Origin of the sequence: Microbacterium binotii, assembly GCF_021398715.1 — a bacterium.
Classification (GTDB): domain Bacteria; phylum Actinomycetota; class Actinomycetes; order Actinomycetales; family Microbacteriaceae; genus Microbacterium; species Microbacterium binotii_A.
This window is the reverse complement of sequence record NZ_CP090347.1, coordinates 2,363,988-2,382,719: the sequence shown is the minus strand read 5'-3', so window position 1 is coordinate 2,382,719 and position 18,732 is coordinate 2,363,988. Positions and strand designations below refer to the sequence as shown.

Genomic DNA, 18,732 nt, shown 5'->3' with positions numbered 1-18,732 from the left:
AGTCGTGCCAGGGGATGCGGATTGGCCCGGCCGTGCCAGGACTATCCTGATCGGATGAGCTCGCTGCGCCCCCTCGATCAGTCCCGGAAGCTGAAGGATGTCCTCTACGAGATCCGCGGCGAGGCCCTGGTGGAGGCCGACCGGCTCGAGGCCGAGGGGCACACGATCCTGAAGCTCAACACCGGCAACCCGGCGGTCTTCGGCTTCGACGCGCCGTTCCAGATCGTGCGCGACATGATCGATGCGATTCCTTCCGCGCACGGCTACAGCGAGAGCAAGGGCATCATGTCCGCGCGCCGCGCCGTCGTGTACCGGTACGAGCAGGAGCCGGGCTTCCCTCCCTTCACGCCCGATGACGTGTACCTCGGCAACGGTGTCTCCGAGCTGATCACGATGACGATGCAGGCGCTGCTGGACGAGGGCGACGAGGTCCTCATCCCCGCGCCGGACTACCCGCTGTGGACGGCGATGACGAGCCTCGGCGGCGGTACGCCCGTGCATTACGTCTGCGATGAGCAGAACGGCTGGCAGCCCGACATCGACGACATCCGTTCCAAGATCACCGATCGCACCAAGGCGATCGTCGTCATCAACCCGAACAACCCCACCGGTGCCGTCTACACGCGCGAGGTGCTGACCCAGATCGTGGAACTCGCCCGCGAGCACTCACTCCTCCTGCTGGCCGACGAGATCTACGACCGCATCCTGTTCGACGACGCGCGCCACATCCCGCTCGCGACACTCGCGCCCGATCTGCTCTGCCTCACCTTCAACGGGCTGTCCAAGACATACCGCGTCGCCGGGTACCGCAGCGGCTGGATGGTCATCACCGGGCCTCGCCACCACGCGCGGGGCTTCCTGGAGGGCATCAATCTGCTCGCGTCCACGAGGCTGTGTCCGAACGTCCCCGCGCAGCATGCGGTTCAGGCGGCGCTGTCGGGTGTCCAGTCGATCGACGCGTTGATCGCCCCGACCGGGCGTCTGCACGAGCAGCGGGATGCGGCGTGGGAGGGCCTGGAGGCCATTCCGGGTGTGTCATGCGTCAAGCCCGCCGGAGCCCTGTACGCGTTCCCGCGGTTGGACCCCGAGGTGCACGAGATCCGTGACGATGCGAAGCTCGTGCACGACCTCCTCGTGGCCGAGCACATCCTTCTCGTCCCGGGGACGGGGTTCAACTGGCCGACCCCCGACCACCTGCGGATCGTGACGCTTCCCGAGGCCCGCGTGATCGCGGAGGCCATCGAACGCCTCGGCAACTTCCTCTCGTCCTACCGCCAGTAGGCGAGGTCGCCCGCGCGCGGTCCGGCGGCCGCGGGCGATGAGAGCATTCTCAGAGGAGGGCGAGCGAGGTGGCCCGCCAGCGGCGGTCCATGCCCTCCAGGCGGATGGCCACAGCGCGGGTGCGCGCGGGGCCGGCGACGACCACGACGGCCTCGACGACGCCGTCGGCGGGCTCCGAGTGGTGCACGCTGAGGATCGAGTGCACGGGGCGCGCGGCGGCGACGCCACGGGCGCTGCGGGCGCGGGTGGCGAGGTTGACGCGTGTCAGGAGCGCGCGGTAGGTGTCTTCGGTCATCCACCGTGCGAGCTGATCGATGTCGCGGACCCCCGCGAGGGCCTCGAGCACGCCGTTGGTGAGGTTGCGCACCAGCGGTACGGGATCGGGCAGCTCGGACGAGGACGTCGGCTGCGGCGCGAAGAAGTCTGCGGACAAGCGCATGAAGCTGCGTTCGGGGCGCGTCGCGCCGGTGGCGATCTGAACCATCTGGGCCTCACATGAACGGGGATCCTGAGCGGGATCAGTAGAGCAGTTCGGCCAGGTCGGAAACGGTTTGTGGAAAACTTCTCATGATTGCGGGGGTATCGGTCTAATCTCGCGGCGTGCGCTGGGAACGCTTCTTCGAGGACCTGCAGGGGCAGTTCGATGCCGAGTGGGAAGCGGAGCGCGCGGTCCTGGACACGGAGGCCGAACGGCTGCGGCTGTCACGCGTGACGCTGCGCGAGCGGCTTCTGGTCCTCGCTCGCACGGATGAGACGCAACGCCCCGACCTCGCCGTCGATCTGGTGGCGGCGGACGCGCTCATCGGCGTCCTGACCGCGGTCGGCGCCGATTGGATGGGGCTCGAGGCGCAGCGTCGCAGTGTGCTCGTCCCGGTCGCGGCGGTTGCGTCGGTGGGTGTGGGGGAAGGCGATCTCCTGCGCGCCGCGCGACCGCATCCTGCACCGCGGGTGGGTGTGTCGGAACGCATGGGGATCGGCTTCGTCCTGCGCGACCTCGCGCGTCGACGTGTCCCGGTCACGATGCAGGTGGGAACGCGCGCCGTGTCGGGGACGATCGACCGTGCCGGGGCTGACCACCTCGATCTCGCGCTGCACGACATCGACGAGCCGCGTCGTTCCGTGAGCGTCCGCGGCTACCGTTTGGTCCCGTTCACCGCGCTCTCCTGGGTGCGCTGGGAGGGCGCCGACGTCCTCTGAGGCTTTCAGTCGGGGTTGCGCACCCGGCCATGCCCCCACAGCTCCGGGAAGCTGGCGGCGTTGGACTGCCGCCACAGCGCCATCCGACGGGCGTCCTCGGCTTCATCGTCGAGGTAGTCCGACACGCTGGCCTCTTCGATGCGCCACTGGCGGCTCTCACCGATCCGGATGCCGCGCAGCCGTCCTTCCATGACGAGTGCGATGACCTCCTCGACCGACACCGACAGCGCCTCGGCGACGGACGCCGGGGCGAGGAGGCGGCCCTCGGGCGGGGTCGTGTCGGGCATGCCCTCAATTATGCGGTGCCGTTCCGACACCTCGGCGCGGTGGCGCGCCATGTGGATAAGAGCGCTGTGGATAAGATCCGACGGTTTGACCGGGCCTCGGTCAGCATGTAGGCCATGACAGCTCAGGCCACGCCCCGCCAGCGTCCCCGCGCGTTGTGGGCGGACGCACGTTTCGTGATCGGCGTCGTGCTCGTCCTCGTCTCGATCGCCGGCGTGTGGTTCGTCGTCGCATCGGCGCGGCAGACGGTTCCCGTCTACGCGGCGACGCGGACGCTCGTGCCGGGCGAGAGCATCGCACCGTCGGAACTGCGCGTCGTCGACGTCGCGCTGGGTTCGCTCGAGGCTGCCTACGCGTCGGGCGACACGCTGCCCCCCGACGCCGTGGCGACGCGCACCATCCCCGCCGGCGAACTCATCCCCGCGGCATCCGTGGGTTCCGCCTCCGAGGTGCGCACCACCACGCTCGTCGTTCCCAGCAGCACCGCCATTCCCGCCTCCGTCGACGTCGGGACCCCGGTGGAGGTGTGGGCCGCGCCGCTCGACGGCGACGGTGTCCGCCAGGCTCCCCGCATCCTGGTCGCCGATGCGGCGGTCGCCGCCCTTCCGAGCAGCGACTCGGTGATGGCGACCACGGCGCCCTCTGTCGAGCTCATCGTCCCCCGAGAGTCCGTGGCGGACGTGCTCGCGGCGCTGGCAGGTGAGGCGACACTGTCGGTGGTCCCCGCGCAGGGGGTCTCGTGATCTCCCGTGCGATCCTCGTCCTCCCGCAGCCTGTGGCCATCGCCCTACGGGAGCAACTTCTGCTGGAGGGCGCCGTCGAGGTGGCGATCTATCCTCCGGAGAGATTCACGGCCACGGTGGCATCCGGTCACGGACCGGATGCGGAACTGGACGCGCTCCTCGCCTCCGCCGACACTCTGGTGCTCGCCGCGCGCGTCGATCAGCTGACGGCCCGCACCGTCGCTCTCGCAGACGCCCGAGGTGTGCGCGTCCTGCCGCTCGGCGATGACGCGGCCGCCGCTCGTCTGGCCGCAGCCTTCGGGCTCTCGTCACCCATATCGGCGACCGGCTCGGCGAGGGATGCGGCGGCCGCTCTCACCGCCGCCTCCGCGTCGCCTGTGACCACCCGACCGGCCGCCGCCGGTCCGCGACTGGTCGTCGTCTGGGGGCCGCACGGCGCCCCCGGGAGATCCACCATCGCGGTGGGACTCGCCGCCGAACTCGCCCGGGGCGGCCGTCACGTCGCGCTCGTCGATGCAGACGCCCACGCGCCCTCGCTCGCCATGGCACTCGGCCTTCCGGACGAGGGGCCCGGATTCGCGGTCGCCTGTCGCCAAGCCGAGTCGGATGCGCTGGACGACGTCGAGCTCCAGCGCATCTCGGTGGCTCTCGGAGGCGCCGATGTGGACGTGCTCACCGGAATCAACCGCCCGTCGAGGTGGCCGGAGCTCAGCGAGAAGCGCGTGCGCGCCGCACTCGCCGCCTGCGCCGGATGGGCCGAGCACACCGTGGTGGACGTCGCCGCATCCCTGGAGCGGGACGAGGAGATCGTCAGCGACGTGATCGCCGGCCCCCGTCGGAACGCCGCGACACTGGCCGCGCTCGCGGCCGCGGACCACATCGTGGCGGTTCTCGCCGCCGACCCCGTCTCCGTCGCGCGTTTCCTGCGATCGGTGGGGGAGCTGCGAGCGATCGTCGGATCGACGCCGCTGACGGTCGTCGTGAACCGGTTCCGTCGCGGCGGGGTCGGCATCGATGCACGCGGACAGCTCCGCCGCACGCTGGAGCGCTACGCGGACATCCGCGAGATGTGGTTCGTTCCCGAGGACCGCAGAGCGGCGGATGCGGCGATGCTGGCCGCGCGGCCCGCCGCCGAGGTGGCAGCCAGATCAGCGATGGTCTCGGCCATCCGACGCATCGTCGGGGAGGCGCTGCTGCCGCCGATGCCGGTCGCGACCACTCGACGCGAACGCCGCGGTGATCGGAGTCCGCACGAGCGACTGGCCGCCTCCGCTTAGGGTGGAGTGGTGTCGACCCTCAGCGATCTCGTCTACGCGCACGGCTTCTCCGATCCCGCCGATGTGGAGTGGCTGCACCGGCTCGCTGGGGACGGACAGCTCCTCGCGGATCTCGCCTTCGCGGACATCGTGCTGTGGGTGCCCACCGAGGACGACTCGTTCATCGCTGTCGCGCACACGCGTCCCTCCGGCGCGGCGACCCTCTTCTACCGCGACATCGTGGGCGACCGTGTCCGCCCGCAGTGGCGCGCCCAGGTGCGCGAGGCCTTCACGACCGGCCGCATCGTGGATTCCGCGTCGCCGGACTGGTTCGAGGAGACCCCGACGCGCGTGCGCGCCGTGCCCGTCGTCCGAGCTCGGGCGGGAGCTGACTCCCACGCTCGCGTCCTCGGCGTCCTGACGCGCCACACGAACCTCGGGGAGGCCCGCACGCCGTCGCGTCAGCAGATCACCTTCAACGACTGCGCCGACGACCTGTTCGGGATGGTCGCGACGGGCGAGTTCCCCGACGTCGCCGCCCCCGCGTCGCCGCGCCGCGGCGCTCCCCGCGCGTCCGACGGCCTCATCCGGATCGACGTGGACGGACTCACCACGTTCGCGAGCCCCAACGCGCTCTCTGCGTTCTACCGGATGGGCTTCGAGGACGAGCTCGAGGGCGAGCCGCTCGTGGAGGTCATCACGCAGATCCTCCCCGAGAAGCGTCAGTTCGACGAGTCGCTGCCTGTCGTCGCGACCGGCCGCGCGCCATGGCGCGTGGACATCGAAGCCAGGGGCGTCACCGTGGCCCTGCGCGCCATCCCGCTGCGCGACCACGGCAATCGCATCGGCGCGATCGTGCTGTGCCGCGACGTCACAGAGCTCCGCCACCGCGATCAGGAGCTGATTACCAAGGACGCGACGATCCGCGAGATCCACCACCGGGTCAAGAACAACCTGCAGACCGTTGCCTCGCTGCTGCGGATCCAGGCGCGCCGCACGCACTCGGATGAGGCCAGGGATGCGCTCACGCACGCCACGCGGCGCGTGTCGGCGATCGCCGTGGTGCACGACACGCTCTCGGAGGGGCTCACGCAGAACGTCGACTTCGATGAGGTCTTCTCGCGGGTGCTGAAGCTCGTGGCCGAGGTGGCGGCCGCACCCACGACGCGGGCGCGGACCCGCAAGACCGGCTCCTTCGGGACGCTGCCGAGCGAGTACGCGACCCCGCTGGCGCTCGCTCTGACCGAACTCGTCACGAACGCCGTCGAGCACGGTCTCGCCGGGCAGGAGGGCGAGGTGGAGATCGCCGCGGAGCGCTCCGAGGACAACCTGGAGGTCCGGGTCCGCGACACCGGGGTCGGTCTTCCCGAAGGTCAGGTGGGTCGCGGCCTGGGTACGCAGATCGTGCGCACGCTGATCCAGGGCGAGCTGGGCGGCACGATCGATTGGCACACGATCATGGGGCGGGGCACCGAAGTCACGATCGACATCCCCCTGCGCTACATCGACCGCGGCGAGGTCTGAGAACGACGCATCCGCCGCGCCTGGCGCCCGTGGGCGCAGGAACGGCGGATGCGGAGTATGTGGAACGTGTCGTGCTCAGGAGGCGCGACGGGCGCGCGCGGCGCGGCGCTTGAGAGCGCGGCGCTCGTCCTCGGAGAGGCCTCCCCACACGCCCGAGTCCTGGCCGGTCTCGAGGGCGTACTGCAGGCAGATCTCAGTGACGGTGCAACGAGCGCACACGGACTTGGCCTTCTCGATCTGGTCGACCGCCGGACCGGTGTTGCCGACCGGGAAGAACAGCTCCGGGTCTACGGTCAGGCAGGCTGATTTGTCGCGCCAATCCATGTGATGTTGCTCCTCAGGCGTCGGAAAAAGGTGAGAACGGGTGGGTTGTGAAAGAGCCCGGATCGGGGTCCGGTACCCTGTGTGATGTGCGAGCTTCTGCTCGCCCCACGCCGCTGTGGGAGCACACGACGTCGTCAATCGTTCCACAGTGACCAGGGTGAATCAAGGGTTCACCGGTTGTTTTGTGTCTCGTCACCAACTTCATGCGGCCGAATACTGTCCGATCCCACAACCCCGGAGATCTCATGCGCAACGACCTGCTGAGCCTGGTTGCGGGCGGACTCGTCGTTCTGGAGGGCGTCGCACTCGCGGGGCTCGCGATCTGGCAGCTCATCGCGCTGGCGCAAGGTGACACCGCATCCGAGGCGACGGCGATCGCCCTGATCGTGCTGACGCTTCTCGGCGCCGCGCTCGTCGTCGGGTTCGGCATCTCGGCGGCACGGGGCAGGTCGGCCGGACGCTCGGGCGGCATCGTGGTCCAACTGCTGGTGCTCGCCGTCGCAATCGGCGCAGTGACCGGGACGTACGGGCATCCGCTCAACGGTCTTCAACTGGGCGTTCCCGCGTTGATCGTGCTCGTCCTGCTGATCTCGGCGGCGCGCCGGGCGGCTCAGCGCGCCCGGCGCGAGGACTGACCCTCAGCCGTCGACGCCGAGGAGCTTGCGAAGCCGAGCGACGTGACCGGTGGCCTTGACGTTGTAGAGAGCGTGCTCGATGCGGCCGTCAGCGTCGATCACGAACGTCGAACGGAGCACGCCTTCCACGGTCTTTCCGTAGTTCGTCTTCTCGCCCCACGCGCCGTAGGCATCGTGCACCGCGTGGTCCGGGTCGGACAGCAGGGGGAAGGTGAGGCCGTCGCGCTCGCGGAACGTCGCGAGCTTCTCGGACGAGTCCCGTGAGACGCCGAGCACGGCGTAACCGGCGGCCGTGAGCGAGGAGAGGCTGTCGCGGAAGTCGCACGCCTGGGTCGTGCACCCCGGCGTCATGGCCGCAGGGTAGAAGTAGAGGATGACGGGCCGGCCACGGAACTCCTCGAGCGAGACGGGGTTGCCGTCCTGGTCGTGGAGCGTGAAGTCGGGTGCGGTGTCGCCGGGCTGCAGCTGAGTCATGATTCCAGCGTAGGCGCTCAGCGGCCCCCGAACGTGGTGAGCAGCCGCTGCAAGGAGTCCAAGCGTGCCGGACCGCTCGGGCCCAGCTTCCCCTCGGCGACCGCCGCGATGATGGCGCAGTCCGGGGCGTCGGGCAGGTGGGTGCAGCCTCGGGGGCAGTCCTCGGCGACGAGGGCCAGGTCGGTGAAGGCGCGCAGGATGTTCGCCGGGTCCACGTGGCCGAGGCCGAAGGAACGCACACCCGGAGTGTCGATGACCCAGCCCGAGCCTTCCTCGCCCCGGTACCGCAGCGACACCGTCGAACTCGAGGTGTGGCGCCCGCGGCCGGTGACCTCGTTGACATGGCCGGTCGCACGCCCCGCGCCCGGTACGAGCGCATTCACCAGCGTCGACTTGCCCACGCCGGAATGGCCGACGAACACGGTGGAGTGTCCGATCAGCGCCGCACCGATGCGCTCGACGGGCATCTCGCCGCGCGCGCTCGTGAAGACCTCGATGTCGATGCCGTCGAAGTGGGACAGGAACGTCGCCGGGTCGGCGAGGTCGGTCTTGGTCACCACGAGAAGCGGCCGGATCCCGGCGTCGAGGGCGGCGATCAGATAGCGATCGACCAGGCGCGCACGAGGCTCGGGGTCGGCGGCGGCCACGACGACGAGCATCTGATCGGCGTTGGCGACCACGACGCGTTCCACTTGGTCGGTGTCGTCGGCGCTGCGCCGGAGGAGGGTGGTGCGATCCTCGATGCCCACGATGCGCGAGAGCGTCCCCTCGGCGCCGCTCACATCGCCGACCACTCGTGCACGATCGCCCGTCACGATCGGGGTGCGCCGCAGCTCCCGCGCACGAGTCGCCACGATCTCGCGCTCGGTGGGCTCGTCCTCGTCGACGAGCACCTGGTAACGTCCCCGGTCCACGCCGAGGACGCGCGCGATGCGTGCGTCGGCGTGGGCCGGTCTGCGCTTCGTGCGCGGCCTGTTCGCTTTGGGGTTCGGCCGTGCGCGGAAGGCGGATTCGTCGTAGGCGAGGTCGTCCTCGTCGTCGTCCGGGGGCAGCCAGCTCACCCGGCGGACTCCGTGTCCGCGAGCATGCGCTGCCACAGTTCGGGGAACTCCGGCATGGTCTTGGCCGTCGTGCCGATGTCGTCGACGACGACTCCCGGAACGGCCAGCCCGATCAATGCGCCGGTGGTGGCCATGCGGTGATCGTGGAACGCGCGCCAGAGCCCTCCGGAGAGGGGCCGGGGCGCGACGCGGATGCCGTCTTCGAGCTCTTCGGCCTCGCCTCCCAGAGCGCGGACGTTGTGCACGAGCGCCGCGAGGCGGTCGGTCTCGTGGCCGCGCAGGTGGCCGATGCCCACGAAGCTGGATGGGGCATCAGCCAGCAAGGCGAGTCCCACCAGCGTGGGTGCGAGCTCTCCCACGGCCGAGAGATCGAGATCGACACCGGTGATGGTGTCGCCTCCGGCGACCGTCAGGTCTCCGTGACGGCGGCTGCTTCGCGCCCCGAACGCGGCCAGCAGCTCGGGCAGCTGAGCGCCCGGCTGCGTCGAATGCGCGGGCCATCCGCCGACGGTGACCTCGCCGCCGGTGATCAGCGCGGCCGCGAGGAACGGGGCCGCGTTGGAGAGGTCCGGCTCGATCGCGATGTCCTTCGCGCGGATCGGTCCGGGCGGGACGATCCACTCGCCTGGAGCCGGGCGCTCCACGTGCACGCCGCGATGTGCGAGGGACTCCACGGTCATGTCGATGTGCGGGATCGAGGGCAGGCGCGCCCCCTCATGGCGCAGGTGGAGTCCTACGTCGAAGCGCGCCGCCGACAGCAGCAGGCCGGAGACGAACTGGCTCGACGCGCTCGCGTCGATCGTCACCTCGCCGCCGCGCACATGCCCGCGCCCACGGACGAGAAAGGGGAGGGACCACGTACCGGCGTCGTCGATGTCGACACCGACCTCGCGAAGTGTCCGGATCATCTCGCCCATCGGGCGATGCAACGCGCTCTCATGGGCCGTGACGGTCACGTCGCCCCGGGCGAAGCCGGCCAGCGGCGTCACGAAGCGCATGACGGTGCCGGCCTGCCCGCAGTCCACGACGACGTCGGCGGGGGCGGCGGTCGCGGGCGTGATCCTCAGGTCGTCGCCGAAGGGACCCGATCCCTCGATCCGCTCGATACCCACACCGAGGGCCGTGAGGGCGTCCAACATCCGCGCCGAGTCGTCGGAGTGCAACGGCGCGCGCAGGATGCCGGGGCCGTCCGCCAGTGCTGCGAGAACCAGTTCGCGGTTGGTCAGCGACTTGGAGCCGGGCACGTGGACGACCGCCCGCACCGCCGCGGACGCGCTCGGCGCGGCCCAGCCGGCGAGATCGGGGGAATAGCGCTCGTCGCTCATCGGTTCCACCCTACTGAACCGTTCCGATCGACGGTGAAGGAAGGACGCGTATGAACGCCGTGCTCGAGCGCCCGAAGGTCGCCGGTGGGCAACGCGTAGGATTGCCCACGATGGACGACACCAGCTCTGCCGTGGACACCCGCTCCCAGTTCGAGGAGCAGGCGTTGCCGTTCATGGATCAGCTGTACGCGGCGGCGATGCGCATGACGCGCAACCCCTCTGACGCAGCGGATCTCGTGCAGGAGACCTTCGTCAAGGCGTTCTCCTCGTGGGCGACTTTCACGCAGGGCACGAACCTCAAGGCGTGGCTCTATCGCATCCTGACGAACACGTACATCAACGTGTATCGCAAGAAGCAGCGCGAGCCCTATCAGGGCGCCATCGACGACCTCGAGGACTGGCAGCTCGGCGGCGCGGAGTCGACCACCGCCACCAGCACCCGCTCCGCCGAGGCGGAGGCGATCGATCACATGCCCGCGTCGATCGTGAAGGAAGCGCTGCAATCGATCCCCGAGGACTTCCGGCTGGCGGTGTACCTCGCAGACGTCGAAGGCTTCGCCTACCAGGAGATCGCCGACATCATGAAGACCCCCATCGGCACGGTCATGAGCCGCCTGCACCGAGGCCGGCGCATGCTTCGTGACCTGCTCGCCGACTACGCGAAGGAACGGGGCATCGCCCCGTCTGCACCCAGGAGCAAGAAATGACCGACTGCGGCTGCGAGAAGGCCCGGCGCGATCTCGAGGAGTACCTCCGCAACGAGATGTGCCACGTCGAGCACAGCGATATCCGTGAGCACCTCGAGACCTGCGCGGAATGCCGGGACGAGGCGCTCGTCGCCACCACCCTCACCGAGGTCGTGGCGCGCGCGTGCAAGGAGACGGCACCCGACAAGCTCCGCGATCAGGTGCTGGAGCGGCTCCGCGCCGCACAGGCGACTCATCACTGACGCACAGGGTTCCACCCCCGCGCACCACTCCCGGTCGATAGGGTGACGGCGGCACTCTGAGTCCGTGGGAGGTCGCGTGTCACAAGCGGACTCGTCGCGCCCCCGGCGCCACGTGATCACGACGACGCAGCTGCGTCGATACGCCGTGCACCATCCGGTCAGCCTCGTCCTCGCTGCGCTCGTTCTGGCCTCCTCCGCCGCCAGCGGCTCTCTGTGGGGCGCGGACGCGACGGCGTTCGGCAGCGGCGCGGCGGCGCTCGCCGACGGCCGATGGTGGTCGGTCGTCACCGCTCTCGTCGTGCCCGACTCGACGATCGAGGTCTTGCTCAGCGTCCTCCTCGCTCTGACGGCGTTCGCCTATGCGGAGTCCTTGCTGGGCCACCTCCGATCGGCGATCGTCTTCGTGTGCGGCGGCGTCCTGTCGATCCTTCTCGGCACACTCGCGCACGCCGCGCTGTGGGGTCTCGACGACCTGCGCCCCCTGGAGTCCAACGACCCCGTTCTCGATCCCTCGATGGGGGTCTTCGCGGCCGTGCTGGCCGCATCCGCTCTCTCCTCGGCGCTCTGGAGACGTCGGATCAGGCTCGTCGCGCTCGCCACGGCCGTCATGTTCGCCCTCTACGCCGGTGACGCCGACTCCTGGTACCGGCTGATCGCGGCCCTGCTGGGCCTCGCGGCGGGATCGCTCATGGCCAGGCGGAGGCCTCGTCTGGACTGGCATCGCTCCTCTTCACGCGAGGTGCGCGCGCTGATGGCTGTGCTCGTCGCGATCACGGGTCTCGGTCCGCTCGCCGCGGTGGTCGCCGGCGGTGGTCGGGGTCCGTTCTCCCTGGTGGCCTCGTCCTTCCTCGCCTTCGACGAGCACCTCGTGGATCGGTGCGAGGTGAGCTACCGGCCCGTGTGCGATCACGAGTTCGCGCTCGTGCTCACCCGCGGGGTCGGACCCGTGCTGCTGGCCCTCGTGCCGCTGGCGCTGCTGATCGTGGCCGCACTGGGTCTTCGGCGTGGACGCCGCGCCGGCCTCGTCCTGGCCGTCTGCGTCCAGGGCGTGCTGGCGGTGCTCGCCCTCTACGCGCTGCTCAGTGGCGAGCTCGCCATCGAGCCGTGGGCGGACGGATCGGGGCTCGAGTACGTGCTGTGGGCCGTCGCCTCGATCGGTGTGCCCGTCGCGAGCGCCTCGGCGTTGATCGTGGTGCGCCGACGGTTCCCGGTCCGCGCGACCCCTCACGCAGCCCGCACCTTCGCGGCGACGGTTGTGGTCGCCTTCCTCGCCTGTGGCGCTGTCTTCGTGGCGAGCGAGACCCTGCTGCGGCAGTCGTTCGATGTGACTCCGACGCTCACGGACATCGTCGTCGAGTCGTGGCGTCGGTTCGTCCCTCCTTCCTTCCTCCAGGGAATCGGCCAGCCGCCGTTCCCGCGTCACGGCGCGGCCCTCTGGATCTACCAGTGGGTCGGCGTCGTGTTCTGGGCGATCGTCGTCGTCGCTTTGGTGCGCCTCTACCGGAGCGTGCGCCGTCCCGAGGATGCGGATGCGCGCCTCTACCGTGATCTGCTGCGTCGCGGTGGCGGGACCCTCTCGTTCCTGGGAACGTGGCGCGGCACCAGCTACTGGTACAGCGCCGACCGCGCCTGTGCCGTCGCATACCGGCTCGTCGGCGACGTCGCTCTTGCCGTCGGAGACCCGCTGGCGCCGATCGGAGAGCAGGAGCGGGCCATCAGGGGCTTCGTCGACTTCTGCGCCGAGTCGGGTTGGACGGCGGCGTTCTACAGCATCCACGACGAGGCTCTGCCGGTCTTCGACGGCATGGGATGGAAGTACCTCTCCGTGGGGGAGGAGACCGTGCTGGCCGCCTCCGAGGTGACGCTCGAGGGCAAGCAGTGGCAGAAGGTGCGTCAGCCGGTCACCCGCGCAGAACGCGAGGGCATGACGGCCGTCTGGACACGGTGGGCCGACCTCAGCGCTGCCGAGCGTTCGCAGATCCGTGAGATCGACGAGCAATGGGTCGCCGACAAGGCACTGCCCGAGATGGGGTTCACCCTGGGCACGTTGGAGGAGATCATCGACCCGGAAGTGGCGCTGCTGCTCGCGGTCGACGACGCCGGCCGCATCCAGGTTGTCACGAGCTGGATGCCGTCTTGGCGCGACGGCGTGCCGAGCGGATGGACACTCGATTTCATGCGACGTCGCGCCGACGGGCCCAACGGGCTGATGGAGTTCGCGATCGCGCGTGCGGCGCAGCAGGCCGCCGCGGACGGTGTGGCGGAGCTCAGCCTCTCCGGGGCTCCGATGGCGGTCAAACCCGACGTCGAAGCTCCCGGTGACGCGACGATCCTCTCGGGGGTGCTGGGCTGGTTGGCCCAGACGCTCGAGCCCGCGTACGGATTCGATTCCCTCTTCCGGTTCAAGCGGAAGTTCCATCCCCGGTATCGCACGATCTGGCTCGCGTACGGCGACCCGGTCGATCTGCCGCGGATCGGGACCGCGATCGGTCGGGCCTACCTGCCCGACGCGACCGTGCGTGATGTGCTGGGGCTGCTGCGCACGGCTCGAGGGGGAGACAGATGATCCAGTGGCTGCTCACCCTCGAACTCATCAACAGTCCCGTGCGCTGGGTGATCTGGGCCCTCGTCCTCGTTCTCGCCGCGACGGTGTTCGTCGTCCCCCCACGACGCATCCGGCGGCTGCTGATCGCCGCGGCCGTGGGTGGGATCGTCGGGTACGGGGGTGCCTTGCTGCTCGAGGCGGCGGACGTCTTCCAGGGGCCGCTGCCGGGGCACGCCGCGCTGTGGATCGCGGTGGGGATCGCGGCGATCGCGGTGGGGGCGGTCGCGGTCGGGCTACGGCCATGGTGGCGGCGGGGGCTCGCGGTCCTTCTCATCCTCACCGGCGCGCTCGGCATCGGTGCCGGCGTCAACGCCGAGTACGGGTTGACCGGCAATCTGGCGGCGATCCTCGGTATCCAGGCACTCGACAGCGCTCCGCTGCCTCAGGCGACGTCTGACCGCAGCGACCCCGCCACGCTCTACCAGACGTGGGATCCGCCGGCGGACATGCCGTCCAAAGGACGGGTGAGCGCTCTGTCGGGTGAGCAGAAGATCCCGGCGACCGGGTTCGTCGCGCGCGACGCCGCGTTGTATCTGCCTCCGGCTGCTCTCGTCGCCGACCCGCCGCGGCTGCCTCTCCTGGTCTTCATGATGGGACAGCCCGGTACTCCGGACCCCACGGTGCTCGCCAAGAGCCTCGATGCGTTCGCGGCAGCCCACGACGGCCTCGCCCCGATCGCGATCGTCGCCGACCAGTTGGGATCCGTCAACGTCGACCCGGCGTGCGCCGATTCGACGAAGTACGGCAAGGTGTCGACCTACCTCAATGTCGACGTTCCTGCCTACGCCCAGAAGCACCTGAACATCATCCAGGACCCGGACTACTGGGTCATCGGCGGATACTCCAACGGCGGTGCCTGCGCGCTGACCTACGGAGCGGAGAACCCGCAGACATGGGGCAACCTCATGGACGTCTCGGGCAACGAGTATCCGGGTTCGGAGCACGTCGACAAGACCGTGGCCGAGGTGTTCGGCGGTGATCGCGCCGCCTTCGACGCCGCGAGTCCCGCATCCCTGCTCGCGGCCCATCCCGGTGCCTACGCGGGGCACGTCGCTGTCTTCACGCATGGGGGGCAGGACGCGCAGTTCGGCCCCGGTCAGGTGAAGAACGCGCAGCGCGCGCAGGCTGCCGGATTCACCGTGCTCACGGACACCATCCCGGGGGAGGGCCACACGGGACCCGTTCTCCAGAAGGGACTGGACTACGCGATCGGGGCGCTGGCACCCCGACTCGGCCTGGCGGCGCCCTCCGCCGGGTGACGCCGGGAACAGGTTAAGGCGGGCCCCGGAATCCCGGGGCCCGCCTTCACTGCGTTCGACTCAGAACGTGAGCGCGCGGCGCAGCAGCTCCGCCTGCTCGATCTGATGCATCTTCGCCGAGCCGGCCGCCGGGGAGGCGGATGCGGCCCGCGAGACCACCCGGATCGTGCGGTCGTGCAGATGCTTGACGACCTCGAGCGCGATGAACGGCCACGCGCCCTGGTTCTCGGGCTCTTCCTGGACCCACACGAGCTCCGCGTTCGGGTAGCGGTCGATGACGGCGTTGAGCTCGTCGACCGGCGCGGGGTAGTACTGCTCGAGACGCACCAGCGCCACGCGGTCGTCGGGGTTCTTGTCCAGCTCCGAGCGCAGATCCCAGTGGATCTTGCCGGCGTGCAGCAGCACCCGCGTGACGGCGTTCTTGTCGACGCCGCGCTCGTCGTCCAGCACCGGCTCGAACTTGCCCTGCGTGAACGCCTCAACAGGGCTGACGGCATCGCGCAGACGCAGCATGGCCTTCGGGGTGAACACGACGAGCGGGCGGCGCGGCTGAGCGTAGGCCTGACGGCGGAGCAGGTGGAAGTAGGACGCGGGCGTCGACGGACGTGCGACCGTCATGTTGTCCTGCGCGCACATCTGCAGGAAGCGCTCGATGCGCGCGGAGGAGTGGTCGGGGCCAGCGCCCTCGTAGCCGTGCGGGAGCAGTAGGACGACGCTCGACTGCTGTCCCCACTTCTGGTCCGCAGACGAGAGGTAGGTGTCGATCACGGTCTGGGCGCCATTGGCGAAGTCGCCGAACTGCGCCTCCCACAGCACCAGCGCGTCGGGGCGCTCGACCGAGTAGCCGTACTCGAACGCGACGGCCGCGTACTCACTGAGCAGCGAGTCGTAGACGAAGAAGCGTCCCTGGCCCTCGCTGAGATTGGTCAGCGGCAGCCATTCCTGGCCGTTGTCGCGATCGTGGAACACGGCGTGGCGCTGCACGAACGTGCCGCGACGGGAGTCCTGGCCCGCCAGGCGCACCGGCGTTCCCTCGACGAGGAGCGAACCGAATGCGAGCAGCTCGCCGAACGCCCAGTCGATACCGCCAGAGCGGCTCATGGTGTGTCGCTTGTCGAGCAGCTGCTGCAGCTTGGCGTGCACCGTGAAGCCGTCGGGCTTGTTCACGAAGGCATCGCCGATGAGCTGCACGACATCGGTCGACACTCCGGTGGTCTCGGGCTCGCCGACGGCGCGCTCGACCTCGACGCTGTCGGCGACGACCGGGTGTGTGCCGGTCTCAGCCTCGTGCGTCTCCGCGAAGGCCACCTCGAGGCGGTCCTGGAAGTCGCGCTTGGCCTGCTCGTACTCCTCTTCGGTGATGTCGCCGCGGCCGACGAGCGACTCCGTGTAGAGGCGGCGGACGGAACGCTTCGCCTCGACGAGGTTCGTCATGAGGGGCTGCGTCATCGACGGGTCGTCACCCTCGTTGTGACCACGGCGGCGGTAGCTGACGAGGTCGATGACGATGTCGCGGTGGAATTCCTGGCGGTACCGGAAGGCGAGCTCGGCCGCGCGCACGACGGCCTCCGGGTCGTCGCCGTTCACGTGCAGTATGGGGGCCTGGATGGTCTTGGCCACATCCGTCGCGTAGACGGAGGTGCGTCCGTCGACGGGCAGCGTCGTGAATCCGAGCTGGTTGTTGATGACGACGTGCACGGTGCCACCGGTGCGGTACCCGCGCAGCTGCGACATCTGCAGCGTCTCGACGACGACGCCCTGGCCGGCGAAGGCCGCGTCGCCGTGGACGAGGATCGGCAGCCAGGCGAAGGTGCCGATGGGCTTGCGGTCCTGCTTGGCGCGGACGATGCCCTCGAGCACGCCGTCGACGGTCTCGAGGTGGGAGGGGTTGGCGGCGAGGATCACCGGAAGCTCCGTGCCCGCATCCGACTGGAACGTGCCCTCGGTGCCCAGGTGGTACTTCACGTCACCGGAGCCGCGCTTGTTGCCGGGGAGACTGGTGCCCTCGAACTCGCGGAAGACCTGACCGTACGTCTTGCCGGCGACGTTGGTCAGCACGTTCAGGCGCCCGCGGTGCGCCATGCCGATGGCGGCGCCGTCGAGGCCCGCCGAGGCCGCGCCCTGCAGGATCTCGTCGAGCAGGGGGATGACCGATTCGCTGCCCTCGAGGCTGAAGCGCTTCTGGCCGACGTACTTGGTCTGCAGGAACGTCTCGAAGGCCTCTGCCTGGTTGAGCTTGGACAGGATGCGCAGCTGCTCGTCGTGGCCGGGCTTCTGGTACTTCACCTCGACGTTGTCCTGGAACCACTTGCGCTGCACCGGGTCCTGGATGTGCATGTACTCGATGCCGAGCGTGCGGCAGTAGGAATCGCGCAGCACGCCCAGGATGTCGCGGAGCTTCATCTGGCGCTTGCCGCCGAAGCCACCGACCACGAACTCGCGGTCGAGGTCCCAGAAGGTGAGCCCGTGGCTCTCGATCTCGAGGTCGGGGTGCGTGCGCTGCACGTACTCGAGCGGATCGATGTCGGCCATCAGGTGGCCACGCACCCGGTACGAGTTGATGAGCTCCTGAACGCGTGCGCCCTTGTCGATGCGCTCCGCGAGATCGACGTTGATGTCGCTGCCCCAGTGGATGGGGGCGTAGGGGATGCGCAGTGCGGCGAAGATGCCCTCGTAGAAGTCGCGCTGCCCGATCAGCAGCTCGTGGACCTTCTTGAGGAACTCGCCGGAGCCGGCGCCCTGGATCACACGGTGGTCGTAGGTGCTCGTCAGCGTGATCGTCTTGCCGATGCCGAGCTCGACGAGGGTCTTCTCGCTCGAGCCCTGGAACTCGGCGGGGTACTCAAGAGCGCCCGCGCCGATGATGCAGCCCTGGCCCTTCATGAGGCGGGGCACGGAGTGCACGGTGCCGATGCCGCCCGGGTTGGTGAGCGAAAGCGTGGTGCCCTGGAAGTCGGCTGCCGTCAGCTTGTTCGTGCGGGCGCGCTTGACGAGGTCTTCGTACGAGGCGAGGAACTCGTTGAACGTGAGGGACTCGGCGCGCTTGATGGACGGCACCATGAGTGCGCGCGTGCCGTCGGGTTTGGGGAGGTCGATCGCGATGCCCAGGTTGATGTGGGCGGGAGCGACGACCGACGGCTTGCCGTCGACCTCGGCGTAGAAGACGTTCTGGCTCGGGAACTCCTTGAGCGCCTGGATGAGCGCCCACCCGATCAGGTGCGTGAAGCTCACCTTGCCGCCGCGGGTACGCGCCATGTGGTTGTTGATGACGATGCGGTTGTCGATCATCAGCTTCGCCGGGACGGTGCGAACGCTCGTCGCGGTGGGCACCGTCAGCGACTCGTCCATGTTGGCGGCGAGGGTCTTCGTCATCCCCTTGAGGGTCGTGACGACGTCCTCCTGCACCTCGCCCGCCGGGTCGGAGGGCTGGGCCTTGGGGGCCTGTGCGGGGATCGGCTGCGGCTTGGCCGGCTTGCCGGTCGTGCGGGCCACGGGCTGCGAGCCGATCACGGGGATCGGCGCGGTCACCGGGTGGGGCTCGGATGCGGCGGGTGCTGCCTTGGGGGCACCGCCCGATCCCGCCTGGGAGTGGTAGGCCTCCAGGACCGGCCACCAGGACTTGTCGACCGAGTTACGGTCGACAAGGAACTGTTCGTAGAGTTCCTCGACGAGCCACTCATTGGCTCCGAACTCTCCTTCGTTCGATACTCCGACGCCCGTCACCTGGCTCGACACTCTCGATCGCCCGCTTTCGTGAGATTCATCCGCAATGCGGGGCCGTCGTGGGCCCACACGCACGACACGCAAGCCTAGT

The 18,732-nt window shown here is 69.4% G+C and carries 17 protein-coding genes; 10 read left to right on the top strand and 7 right to left on the bottom strand.

Features of this window, described 5'->3' with window-relative positions:
* Nucleotides 1-54 precede the first annotated feature (54 nt).
* Nucleotides 55-1,281 carry a pyridoxal phosphate-dependent aminotransferase gene (locus LXM64_RS11845; protein WP_326490526.1) on the top strand — a complete coding sequence of 409 codons (1,227 nt, stop codon included), beginning with the start codon at nt 55-57 and terminating at the stop codon, nt 1,279-1,281.
* Between the two features lie 49 nt (nt 1,282-1,330).
* On the opposite strand, the gene LXM64_RS11840 is transcribed toward LXM64_RS11845, so the two are convergent.
* Complete coding sequence (locus tag LXM64_RS11840; protein WP_137416396.1) at nt 1,331-1,765, bottom strand: Rv3235 family protein; 435 nt, start codon at nt 1,763-1,765, stop codon at nt 1,331-1,333.
* Between the two features lie 116 nt (nt 1,766-1,881).
* Between LXM64_RS11840 and LXM64_RS11835 the strand changes: the two genes are divergently transcribed.
* On the top strand, nt 1,882-2,478 hold the full coding sequence (locus tag LXM64_RS11835; RefSeq protein WP_234073367.1) for a hypothetical protein: 597 nt from the start codon (nt 1,882-1,884) through the stop codon (nt 2,476-2,478).
* Nucleotides 2,479-2,483: 5 nt separating this feature from the next.
* On the opposite strand, the gene LXM64_RS11830 is transcribed toward LXM64_RS11835, so the two are convergent.
* The gene (locus LXM64_RS11830; RefSeq protein WP_234073366.1) at nt 2,484-2,765 is read right to left on the bottom strand and encodes a helix-turn-helix domain-containing protein; all 282 of its coding nucleotides are present in this window, start codon (nt 2,763-2,765) and stop codon (nt 2,484-2,486) included.
* 114 nt (nt 2,766-2,879) lie between these two features.
* Between LXM64_RS11830 and LXM64_RS11825 the strand changes: the two genes are divergently transcribed.
* The 3 genes from LXM64_RS11825 to LXM64_RS11815 are packed head-to-tail and all read left to right on the top strand — an operon-like array spanning nt 2,880 to nt 6,286.
* Nucleotides 2,880-3,506, top strand: coding sequence for an SAF domain-containing protein (locus tag LXM64_RS11825; RefSeq protein ID WP_234073365.1), 627 nt, complete (start codon nt 2,880-2,882; stop codon nt 3,504-3,506).
* Complete coding sequence (locus tag LXM64_RS11820; protein ID WP_234073364.1) at nt 3,503-4,783, top strand: AAA family ATPase; 1,281 nt, start codon at nt 3,503-3,505, stop codon at nt 4,781-4,783. Before LXM64_RS11825 ends, LXM64_RS11820 begins: the two co-directional genes overlap by 4 nt.
* A 9-nt stretch (nt 4,784-4,792) precedes the next feature.
* Nucleotides 4,793-6,286 carry a sensor histidine kinase gene (locus LXM64_RS11815; protein WP_137416401.1) on the top strand — a complete coding sequence of 498 codons (1,494 nt, stop codon included), beginning with the start codon at nt 4,793-4,795 and terminating at the stop codon, nt 6,284-6,286.
* Nucleotides 6,287-6,361: 75 nt separating this feature from the next.
* Here the strand turns inward: LXM64_RS11815 and LXM64_RS11810 are convergent, their stop codons facing one another.
* Nucleotides 6,362-6,610 (bottom strand): WhiB family transcriptional regulator, encoded by a 249-nt coding sequence (locus tag LXM64_RS11810; protein ID WP_121060093.1) that lies wholly within the window; start codon nt 6,608-6,610, stop codon nt 6,362-6,364.
* Between the two features lie 245 nt (nt 6,611-6,855).
* Between LXM64_RS11810 and LXM64_RS11805 the strand changes: the two genes are divergently transcribed.
* Nucleotides 6,856-7,245, top strand: coding sequence for a histidine kinase (locus LXM64_RS11805; protein WP_234073363.1), 390 nt, complete (start codon nt 6,856-6,858; stop codon nt 7,243-7,245).
* 3 nt (nt 7,246-7,248) lie between these two features.
* On the opposite strand, the gene bcp is transcribed toward LXM64_RS11805, so the two are convergent.
* The 3 genes from bcp to aroA are packed head-to-tail and all read right to left on the bottom strand — an operon-like array spanning nt 7,249 to nt 10,105.
* Nucleotides 7,249-7,719 (bottom strand): thioredoxin-dependent thiol peroxidase, encoded by a 471-nt coding sequence (gene bcp, locus LXM64_RS11800; protein ID WP_234073362.1) that lies wholly within the window; start codon nt 7,717-7,719, stop codon nt 7,249-7,251.
* Between the two features lie 17 nt (nt 7,720-7,736).
* Nucleotides 7,737-8,780: a ribosome small subunit-dependent GTPase A gene (gene rsgA / locus LXM64_RS11795; RefSeq protein WP_234073361.1), complete on the bottom strand. Its 1,044-nt coding sequence runs from the start codon at nt 8,778-8,780 to the stop codon at nt 7,737-7,739.
* On the bottom strand, nt 8,777-10,105 hold the full coding sequence (gene aroA, locus LXM64_RS11790) for a 3-phosphoshikimate 1-carboxyvinyltransferase (RefSeq protein WP_234073360.1): 1,329 nt from the start codon (nt 10,103-10,105) through the stop codon (nt 8,777-8,779). Before aroA ends, rsgA begins: the two co-directional genes overlap by 4 nt.
* 110 nt (nt 10,106-10,215) lie before the next feature.
* On the opposite strand from aroA, the gene LXM64_RS11785 reads away from it, so the two are divergent.
* The 4 genes from LXM64_RS11785 to LXM64_RS11770 all read left to right on the top strand — a co-directional run bounded on the left by LXM64_RS11785 (nt 10,216) and on the right by LXM64_RS11770 (nt 14,918).
* Nucleotides 10,216-10,812: a sigma-70 family RNA polymerase sigma factor gene (locus tag LXM64_RS11785; protein WP_192900669.1), complete on the top strand. Its 597-nt coding sequence runs from the start codon at nt 10,216-10,218 to the stop codon at nt 10,810-10,812.
* Nucleotides 10,809-11,054 carry a zf-HC2 domain-containing protein gene (locus LXM64_RS11780; RefSeq protein ID WP_137416407.1) on the top strand — a complete coding sequence of 82 codons (246 nt, stop codon included), beginning with the start codon at nt 10,809-10,811 and terminating at the stop codon, nt 11,052-11,054. The genes LXM64_RS11785 and LXM64_RS11780 overlap by 4 nt, the downstream gene beginning before the upstream one ends.
* Nucleotides 11,055-11,130: 76 nt before the next feature.
* On the top strand, nt 11,131-13,620 hold the full coding sequence (locus tag LXM64_RS11775; RefSeq protein WP_234073359.1) for a bifunctional lysylphosphatidylglycerol flippase/synthetase MprF: 2,490 nt from the start codon (nt 11,131-11,133) through the stop codon (nt 13,618-13,620).
* Nucleotides 13,617-14,918, top strand: a complete 1,302-nt coding sequence (locus LXM64_RS11770; RefSeq protein WP_234073358.1) for an alpha/beta hydrolase — start codon at nt 13,617-13,619, stop codon at nt 14,916-14,918. The genes LXM64_RS11775 and LXM64_RS11770 overlap by 4 nt, the downstream gene beginning before the upstream one ends.
* A gap of 60 nt (nt 14,919-14,978) precedes the next feature.
* On the opposite strand, the gene LXM64_RS11765 is transcribed toward LXM64_RS11770, so the two are convergent.
* Nucleotides 14,979-18,653: a multifunctional oxoglutarate decarboxylase/oxoglutarate dehydrogenase thiamine pyrophosphate-binding subunit/dihydrolipoyllysine-residue succinyltransferase subunit gene (locus LXM64_RS11765; RefSeq protein ID WP_234073357.1), complete on the bottom strand. Its 3,675-nt coding sequence runs from the start codon at nt 18,651-18,653 to the stop codon at nt 14,979-14,981.
* Between the last annotated feature and the right edge of the window lie 79 nt (nt 18,654-18,732).

Excerpts from the sequence above, each read along its gene's own strand:
- bcp (WP_234073362.1), bottom strand. The coding sequence starts at position 7,719 with ATGACTCAGCTGCAGCCCGGCGACACCGCACCCGACTTCACGCTCCAC.
- LXM64_RS11840 (WP_137416396.1), bottom strand. The coding sequence starts at position 1,765 with ATGGTTCAGATCGCCACCGGCGCGACGCGCCCCGAACGCAGCTTCATG.
- LXM64_RS11825 (WP_234073365.1), top strand. The coding sequence starts at position 2,880 with ATGACAGCTCAGGCCACGCCCCGCCAGCGTCCCCGCGCGTTGTGGGCG.
- LXM64_RS11780 (WP_137416407.1), top strand. The coding sequence starts at position 10,809 with ATGACCGACTGCGGCTGCGAGAAGGCCCGGCGCGATCTCGAGGAGTAC.
- LXM64_RS11830 (WP_234073366.1), bottom strand. The coding sequence starts at position 2,765 with ATGCCCGACACGACCCCGCCCGAGGGCCGCCTCCTCGCCCCGGCGTCC.
- aroA (WP_234073360.1), bottom strand. The coding sequence starts at position 10,105 with ATGAGCGACGAGCGCTATTCCCCCGATCTCGCCGGCTGGGCCGCGCCG.
- LXM64_RS11770 (WP_234073358.1), top strand. The coding sequence starts at position 13,617 with ATGATCCAGTGGCTGCTCACCCTCGAACTCATCAACAGTCCCGTGCGC.
- LXM64_RS11805 (WP_234073363.1), top strand. The coding sequence starts at position 6,856 with ATGCGCAACGACCTGCTGAGCCTGGTTGCGGGCGGACTCGTCGTTCTG.
- LXM64_RS11785 (WP_192900669.1), top strand. The coding sequence starts at position 10,216 with ATGGACGACACCAGCTCTGCCGTGGACACCCGCTCCCAGTTCGAGGAG.
- LXM64_RS11845 (WP_326490526.1), top strand. The coding sequence starts at position 55 with ATGAGCTCGCTGCGCCCCCTCGATCAGTCCCGGAAGCTGAAGGATGTC.
- LXM64_RS11810 (WP_121060093.1), bottom strand. The coding sequence starts at position 6,610 with ATGGATTGGCGCGACAAATCAGCCTGCCTGACCGTAGACCCGGAGCTG.